Consider the following 7,745-nt stretch of genomic DNA (forward strand, 5'->3'; position numbering starts at 1 on the left):
GTGCTCCTGCTGGTGTGCGGCATCGGACTTTGTACGGCAGCATTTGCAGTGGGAGCAGGCAGCGGCAGGCTCTATGAAGACATGCAGGAATTTCCGAGCGTGCAGGATATTCCGGAAAAAATTCTGGAAGATATTTCGAACGTTGTCTGAGATATCGGTGGAATAATACGAAAGCCGACAAAGGTACAAATCAGTTACAGAAACATAGGATAAACATATCATAATTAATTATGAAAGGATGAAAGATTATGGAACCAAAGAGACTTTACAAATCAAGAACAAACAGAGTGTTATGCGGCGTGTGCGGCGGAATCGGCGAATATTTTGGCATTGATCCTACGATCGTGCGTCTGTTATGTGTGCTGCTTGGCTGCACCAGTACTGGACTGATCCTGTATATCATTGCAGCGATTATCATGCCGGAAGAGTACTGAAACCATAGCATGATGTCAGGGTTAAAAGGTTAAAATTTGGGTCAAAAGACTTTTTGCCTCAAACTTCATGTCCATATGAATAGTAAATGAAAAATCAGGCCATACTCCAGAAAAGAAAGGGGTATGGTCTATATGTCTAAGAAAAAAGAAAAAATTGATTTAAATAATCTGGCACCGGAAGAAGAATTAAAGTATGAGATCGCAAAAGAGCTCGGACTTCTCGATAAAGTTATGGAGCAGGGCTGGAAAGCTCTGACTGCGAAGGAAACCGGCCGTATCGGAGGTCTTATGACACGCAGGAGGCGGGAAGAAAAGAAGTCCGGTATGTAACTGCGGATAAAATCTGCTTTCGCTGCCATGACAAAAGAAAGGAAACCATATGAAGTCTGTGGTGGAGGATATCAAAAAAGGAAGCTTTAAGCCGGTATATCTCTTCTATGGGGAAGAAGCCTATCTGAAACAGCAATACAAAAATCGTCTGAAAGATGCAGTTCTTCCGGAAGGGGATACCATCAATCTGAGCATTTACAGTGGAAAAGGCATCGATGTAGAGGAAATGATCGCACAGGCGGATACCATGCCGTTCTTTGCAGAACATCGCCTGCTTCTGATCGAGGACAGCGGATTCTTTAAGAACGCTAATCAGCAGCTGGCAGAATACATCCCGTCCATACCAGAGGAAACCATCATGCTGTTTGTGGAAAGTGAAGTAGACAAAAGAGGTAAGCTCTATAAAGCAGTCAGCAAAAAAGGCAGTGTGGTTGAGTTTACGGCACAGAACGAACAGACGCTGACCAGATGGATACTTGGTATACTGAAAACAGAGGGAAAAATGATCACTTCCGGTGCGATGAAACAGTTTCTGGAAAAAACGGGGACGGATATGGAGCGGATACGCCAGGAACTGGAAAAACTGATCTGTTACTGTATGGAGAAAGAATCCATTACCGAAGAAGATGTCGCAGTGATCTGCAGTGAGCAGACGGAAAATAAAATTTTCGATATGATCAATGCGATGGCAGAGAAAAAGCAGAAGAAAGCTATGGAGCTTTACTATGATCTGCTGGCATTAAAAGAACCGCCGATGCGTATTCTCTATCTGATCACACGCCAGTTTAATCTTCTGATGCAGGTAAAAGAGCTTTCCGAGGAAGGATACAGTGCAAAAACGATTTCGGAGCGTCTGAAAATGGCAGGATTTATTGTGCGGAACTGTCTGCGACAGGCAGAATACTTTTCACTGAAAACCTTAAAAGAAGCTCTACAGGACTGCGTCAGGATGGAAGAGGCAGTCAAAACAGGGCGTATGAACGATGTGATGAGCGTGGAGCTTCTGCTTGTCAAATATTCGAGTTGATAAGAGTATTTTTGCCTTCAAAATAAAAAACCCATCAGGCTGACGGTACCTGATGGGTTATATATTTATAAAAATTGGTTTAATTTAAGCTGTTTACAGCTTTTGCTAAACGAGAAACTTTTCTAGCAGCGTTGTTTTTGTGATAAACGCCTTTCGATGCAGCTTTGTTGATGATAGCTGTAGCAGCACCCAGTGCATTTACTGCAGTTTCTTTATCTTTGTTAACAACTGCAACCTCTACTTTTTTGATAGCAGTTTTAACAGCAGATCTGATAGATTTATTACGCTCAGCTTTTGTTCTGTTAACCAGGATTCTTTTCTTTGCGGATTTGATGTTAGCCAATCTGTACACCTCCAATTTTTTATTCTAATTTTTCTATAAAATGATATGATTTCTGTTACATTAAAGCCGGACACGGACGTTCTAATGAACATACTTCAAACATACTCTCATAGTCTAAACCAAAGCCTGCCAAATGTCAATATCAAATTTTGAAAAAATATGGAATATTTCGATAAGAATTACAGACACTGATAAAAGCAGATCAGATGGAAACAAAATCAGGCAAAAAAACGAAACAGCAGGAGGGAACAGAGCATGTTTGGAAGATTTCGTATCAGAACAGACCTCGCACTGGAAGCAAGAGAAAGTTTTGAAGAAGATGACGTAAAAATTCGGGGTGTGCGGATTGAAGAGGAGGATGATGAAGAACTGGAGATCCATACGACCAGGGTGGTGATCGAGACAGAAAACGGGGCAAAAACGATGGGGAAACCGGTCGGGACATATATTACCATGGAAGCCCCGAATATGTCGGCACCGGATGAGGATTATCACCGGGAAATATCGCAGAAACTGGCAGAACATCTGAAAAGTCTGATGGGAGAAGGGGAAAAATCGGTGCTGATCGTCGGACTTGGAAACCGGGATGTGACACCGGATGCACTCGGACCTTATGTGGTTGGCAACATCTGCATCACCAGGCATATGATCCGGGAATTCGGGGCAGCTTCGCTTGGGGAAGAACAGCGAAATCCGGTCAGCGGCATCGTTCCGGGCGTGATGGCTCAGACAGGCATGGAGACGCTGGAAATCATCAGAGGCGTGGTAAAGGAAACGCATCCCGACCTGATCATTGCAGTGGATGCTCTGGCAGCCCGCAGTACACGCAGGCTGAATCGTACGATCCAGATCACAGATACCGGGATCAATCCGGGTTCCGGTGTCGGAAATCACAGAAATGGTTTAAATAAACAGGTTCTTGGCATTCCGGTCATTGCCATCGGCGTGCCCACTGTTGTAGATGCGGCAACCATTGTCAATGATACGATGGAGAGCCTGATTCATGCCCTTGATATGGAAGATTATGCACAGAAATATCAGCTGATCAAAGAAAGGATTCCATCACATTTAAATACGATGTTTGTGACGCCCAAGGATATTGATGAGACGGTGAAACGTCTGAGCTATACGATTTCAGAAGGGCTCAATCTTGCCCTTCAGCTTGCATAATGAAAAAAAACACCTCATATATTGCAATGAATGAGGTGAGGGCATGAAGCGTTTTAAAAACTGGATACACGGAAGTCTGTGGGCAGTCATTTTCGGCCTGGGGCTTTATGTTCTGGTGAAGGGTGTGTCGATCGCAGGCGGGGGCAAAAATTTGACAAGGAAAACAGCACAGCTCTATGCACCGGTATTTACACTTGCACCAGTGAAAGGTACAGAGAATCAAAGCTGGCTTTCCCTGCTTACAAAAGAAGTCGTTCCGCTTCTGACTTACTGGGAGAGCAAGGAGTCCTATTTCTTATCAGAAGAGCCGCAGCTGACGGTACGGGAAGAAACAGAAAAAAATCCGGAAAGTGAAAAAACACAGGAAACGCAAAAGTCTTCAGAAGTACAGAACACACAGGATCAGATGCCGCAGAAGGCAGAAGCAGAATCCATGGAGGAGACAGAAAAAACGGTCATTCAAAAAGCAGTAAAAAAGAAAAAGAGAAAGAAAAACAAAAAAGCACAGACCGAAGAAACAAAAGAACAGCAGGAAACGGTAAATATGGAAGAACTTCAGGATTTCCAGACGCTGGTCGGAAATTATTATACCGTAGATGCATCTACGACAGCGGATCCGGAGCAGATCAATGCAGAGAAACTTGCAGGTCAGGATCTTCGCATAAAAAAAGATGCATCTGTGCCGCAGATTCTGATCTATCATACCCATTCGCAGGAAGCATTTGCAGATTCGGAAGAAGGAAATATTTCTGATACGATTGTGGGCATGGGAAATTATCTGACAGAGCTGCTGGAAAACAAGTATGGATATAATGTAATCCATAATACAAGCGTATTTGACATGATAGACGGTGTGTTGGATCGCAACACGGCATACAATCTGGCGGAGACTGAGATCAGCAGCATTCTTGCGGCCAATCCAACGGTTGAGGTGGTGATCGACCTGCACCGGGATGGGCTGGATGGGGAGAAGCTGGTCACGCAGATCGATGGCAAACAGGTAGCGAAGATCATGTTTTTTAACGGGCTGAGCCGGACTGCGAGAAACGGAAACGTTGACTATCTGCCTAATCCGTATATTGAAGAGAATCTGGCGTTTTCCTTTCAGCTTCAGATCAAAGCACAGGAATATTATCCGGGGTTCACCAGACATATTTATCTTCAGAGTCTTCGCTACAATCTGCATCTGAAGCCGCGGGCACTGCTGATCGAGGCGGGCAGCCAGCTGAACACCGTAGAAGAAGAGAAAAATGCCATGGAGCCGCTGGCAGATATCCTGGACAGGGTGCTTGCCGGCAGATAGCAGAAAAAGATTGCCAGACAAAGACAATATGTGCTAAAATGCCACTTAGAATGCAAGTTTAGGAATAAGGAGATAGAATTGTGGCAGGTATAGATCAGAAGAATATCAGAAATTTTTGTATTATAGCACATATTGACCATGGCAAATCCACACTGGCAGACCGCATCATTGAAATGACCGGCCTTTTGACGAGCCGTGAGATGCAGGCACAGGTACTTGATAATATGGATCTGGAGCGAGAACGTGGCATTACAATCAAAGCACAGACCGTCCGTATCATCTACAAAGCAAAAGACGGCGAAGAGTATGTATTTAACCTGATAGATACTCCGGGACATGTGGACTTTAACTATGAGGTGTCCAGAAGCCTTGCAGCCTGTGACGGAGCGATCCTGATTGTCGATGCGGCACAGGGCATCGAGGCACAGACACTGGCAAATGTTTATCTGGCTCTGGATCACGATCTGGATGTCATTCCGGTTATCAACAAGATCGATCTTCCAAGTGCAGATCCGGACCGCGTGGTCAATGAGATCGAGGATGTGATCGGCATTGAGGCACAGGATGCACCGCGTATCTCAGCCAAAACCGGGCTGAATGTTGATCAGGTCTTAGAGCAGATCGTGCAGAAGATCCCGGCACCGCAGGGTGATCCGAAAGCACCGCTCCAGGCACTGATCTTTGATTCTCTTTATGATGCCTACAAAGGTGTCATCGTTTTCTGCAGGATCAAAGAAGGAACTGTAAAACGCGGCACAAAGATCCGCATGATGGCGACGAAAGCTGAGGCAGAAGTCGTAGAAGTCGGCTATTTCGGACCAGGACAGTTTATCCCGTGTGATGAACTGCGTGCCGGTATGGTAGGTTATATCACAGCGAGTCTGAAAAATGTCAAAGATACCCGTGTCGGCGATACGATCACGGATGCAGACCGTCCATGTGCGGAGCCACTTCCTGGTTATAAAAAGGTAAATCCGATGGTTTACTGCGGTATGTACCCGGCAGACGGAGCAAAATATCCGGATCTGAGAGATGCACTGGAGAAACTGCAGTTAAACGATGCATCTTTGCAGTTTGAGCCGGAGACATCGATCGCACTTGGCTTTGGTTTCCGCTGTGGCTTTTTAGGACTGCTTCACCTGGAGATCATTCAGGAGCGTCTGGAGAGAGAATACAATCTGGATCTTGTGACAACGGCTCCTGGCGTTGTTTATAAAGTCCATAAGACAAACGGAGAAGTGATGGAGCTGACAAATCCGGCAAACCTTCCGGATCCGGCTGAGATCGAGTATATGGAAGAGCCGATGGTCAGTGCCGAGATCATGGTCACGACCGAATACATCGGTTCGATCATGCAGCTCTGCGAGGAGCGAAGAGGTGTTTACCTTGGCATGGAATATATGGAAGAGACAAGAGCACTGCTCAAATACGACCTTCCGCTCAATGAGATCATCTACGATTTCTTTGATGCTCTGAAATCACGTTCCAGAGGTTATGCATCTTTTGACTATGAAATGAAAGGGTACAAGCGTTCCGAACTTGTCAAACTGGATATTCTGGTCAACCGAGAAGAAGTCGATGCCCTTTCCTTTATTGTATTTGAAGGATCGGCGTATGAACGCGGACGCAAGATGTGCGAAAAATTAAAAGAGGAGATTCCAAGACAGCTGTTTGAGATCCCGATCCAGGCAGCGATCGGCAGCAAGATCATTGCCAGAGAGACTGTAAAAGCAATGCGTAAGGACGTACTTGCAAAATGTTACGGCGGTGATATCAGCCGTAAGAGAAAGCTTCTGGAAAAACAGAAAGAAGGAAAGAAACGTATGCGTCAGGTCGGCAGCGTGGAGATTCCGCAGAAAGCATTTATGAGCGTGCTGAAGCTGGATGATAAATAATATGAAAAAAGAACTGGAATTATATCTGCACATCCCATTCTGCGTCCGGAAATGTGCATACTGTGATTTTTTGTCTTTTCCGGCAGAAAAAGAAATTCAGAAACAATATGTCAACTGCCTGATAGAAGAGATCCGTCAGTTTGATCTGGCGGAGGATTACGTGGTATCTACGATCTTTTTCGGTGGCGGTACCCCTTCTGTTCTGGAGGGCAGTGAGATCATGCGGATCATGCAGGCGATCCGGGAGCGTTTCCCGGATATCCGGGAAGATGCGGAAATTACGATTGAATGCAATCCGGGGACACTGACGGAAGAAAAACTGCAGATTTACCAAAAAGCAGGGATCAATCGTTTAAGCCTGGGGCTGCAGTCCGCAGATCAGGAGGAGTTAAAGCTTTTAGGACGTATCCACACGTACAATCAGTTCAAAGAGAATTTTTATCTGGCAAGAAGGATCGGATTTGCGAATATCAATGTCGATCTGATGTCGGCGCTTCCGGGTCAGAGTGTAGAGAGCTATCGCTGTACTCTGAAAAAGGTATGTGAACTTGGACCGGAGCATATCTCCGCCTACAGTCTGATCATCGAGGATGGCACGCCGTTTGCAAAGCGTTACAGACAGGATGCCGCAAAAAGAGAAGCCGGAGAAAAACCGCAGTTTTTGCCTTCGGAGGATGAGGAACGTCAGATGTACGAGGATACGGCAGAGATTCTTTCCGAATATGGATATCATCGTTATGAGATATCGAATTATGCAAAAGCAGGGTATGTATGCCGACACAACGTCGGATACTGGAAACGAGTGGACTACATCGGTTTTGGACTTGGAGCATCCACATTGCAGAATCCGCTCCGTTATAAAAATACCGATGATCTGCAGGAATACTTAAACCTGGATTTCTCAAAAAAGGAATTACTGGTGCTGACAAAAGACAATCAGATCGAAGAAACCTTGTTTTTGGGACTTCGCATGATGGAAGGCGTCAGCCTGTCTGCATTTGAAGAGCATTTTCACTGTCCGCTGACGGTGATCTACCAAAGGGAGATCCAAAAGCTCACAGAAAAAGGATTGCTGAGAATTGAAGAGGACCGCATTTCCCTGACAGAAAAAGGGATTGATTTAAGTAACATGGTGCTTTCTGAGTTTTTGCTCGGATAAAGATAAAACAGAAAAGCGAATTGCAAATGTTCGCTTTATACAGAAATGGCAGAACAAGCTGAAATGTTTGTTCTGCCATTTTAT

The 7,745-nt window shown here is 45.1% G+C and carries 8 protein-coding genes; 7 read left to right on the plus strand and 1 reads right to left on the minus strand.

Annotation, left to right across the window (positions count from 1 at the left end):
• Positions 1–248: 248 nt before the first annotated feature.
• The 3 genes from ACLTL4_RS06600 to holA all read left to right on the plus strand — a co-directional run bounded on the left by ACLTL4_RS06600 (position 249) and on the right by holA (position 1,791).
• Positions 249–434 carry a PspC domain-containing protein gene (locus ACLTL4_RS06600; RefSeq protein WP_022118837.1) on the plus strand — a complete coding sequence of 62 codons (186 nt, stop codon included), beginning with the start codon at positions 249–251 and terminating at the stop codon, positions 432–434.
• 132 nt (positions 435–566) lie between these two features.
• The gene (locus ACLTL4_RS06605; RefSeq protein ID WP_022118838.1) at positions 567–764 is read left to right on the plus strand and encodes a small, acid-soluble spore protein, alpha/beta type; all 198 of its coding nucleotides are present in this window, start codon (positions 567–569) and stop codon (positions 762–764) included.
• A gap of 49 nt (positions 765–813) precedes the next feature.
• The gene (holA, locus tag ACLTL4_RS06610) at positions 814–1,791 is read left to right on the plus strand and encodes a DNA polymerase III subunit delta (protein WP_412291098.1); all 978 of its coding nucleotides are present in this window, start codon (positions 814–816) and stop codon (positions 1,789–1,791) included.
• 79 nt (positions 1,792–1,870) lie between these two features.
• Here the strand turns inward: holA and rpsT are convergent, their stop codons facing one another.
• A complete protein-coding gene (rpsT, locus tag ACLTL4_RS06615; protein WP_022118840.1) occupies positions 1,871–2,134 on the minus strand; it encodes a 30S ribosomal protein S20 in 264 nt (87 codons plus the stop codon).
• Positions 2,135–2,389: 255 nt separating this feature from the next.
• On the opposite strand from rpsT, the gene gpr reads away from it, so the two are divergent.
• The 4 genes from gpr (at position 2,390) to hemW (ending at position 7,661) form a co-directional block, all read left to right on the plus strand.
• A complete protein-coding gene (gene gpr, locus ACLTL4_RS06620; RefSeq protein ID WP_022118841.1) occupies positions 2,390–3,304 on the plus strand; it encodes a GPR endopeptidase in 915 nt (304 codons plus the stop codon).
• 43 nt (positions 3,305–3,347) lie between these two features.
• Positions 3,348–4,607 (plus strand): stage II sporulation protein P, encoded by a 1,260-nt coding sequence (spoIIP, locus tag ACLTL4_RS06625; RefSeq protein WP_022118842.1) that lies wholly within the window; start codon positions 3,348–3,350, stop codon positions 4,605–4,607.
• A gap of 80 nt (positions 4,608–4,687) precedes the next feature.
• Positions 4,688–6,502 (plus strand): translation elongation factor 4, encoded by a 1,815-nt coding sequence (lepA, locus tag ACLTL4_RS06630; RefSeq protein ID WP_173898036.1) that lies wholly within the window; start codon positions 4,688–4,690, stop codon positions 6,500–6,502.
• A 1-nt stretch (position 6,503) separates the two neighbouring features.
• The gene (gene hemW / locus ACLTL4_RS06635) at positions 6,504–7,661 is read left to right on the plus strand and encodes a coproporphyrinogen-III oxidase family protein (protein ID WP_412291099.1); all 1,158 of its coding nucleotides are present in this window, start codon (positions 6,504–6,506) and stop codon (positions 7,659–7,661) included.
• Positions 7,662–7,745: the final 84 nt, after the last annotated feature.

Source organism: Hominisplanchenecus sp. (genome assembly GCF_046967715.1).
In the GTDB taxonomy this organism is placed as follows: Bacteria; Bacillota; Clostridia; order Lachnospirales; family Lachnospiraceae; genus Hominisplanchenecus; species Hominisplanchenecus faecis.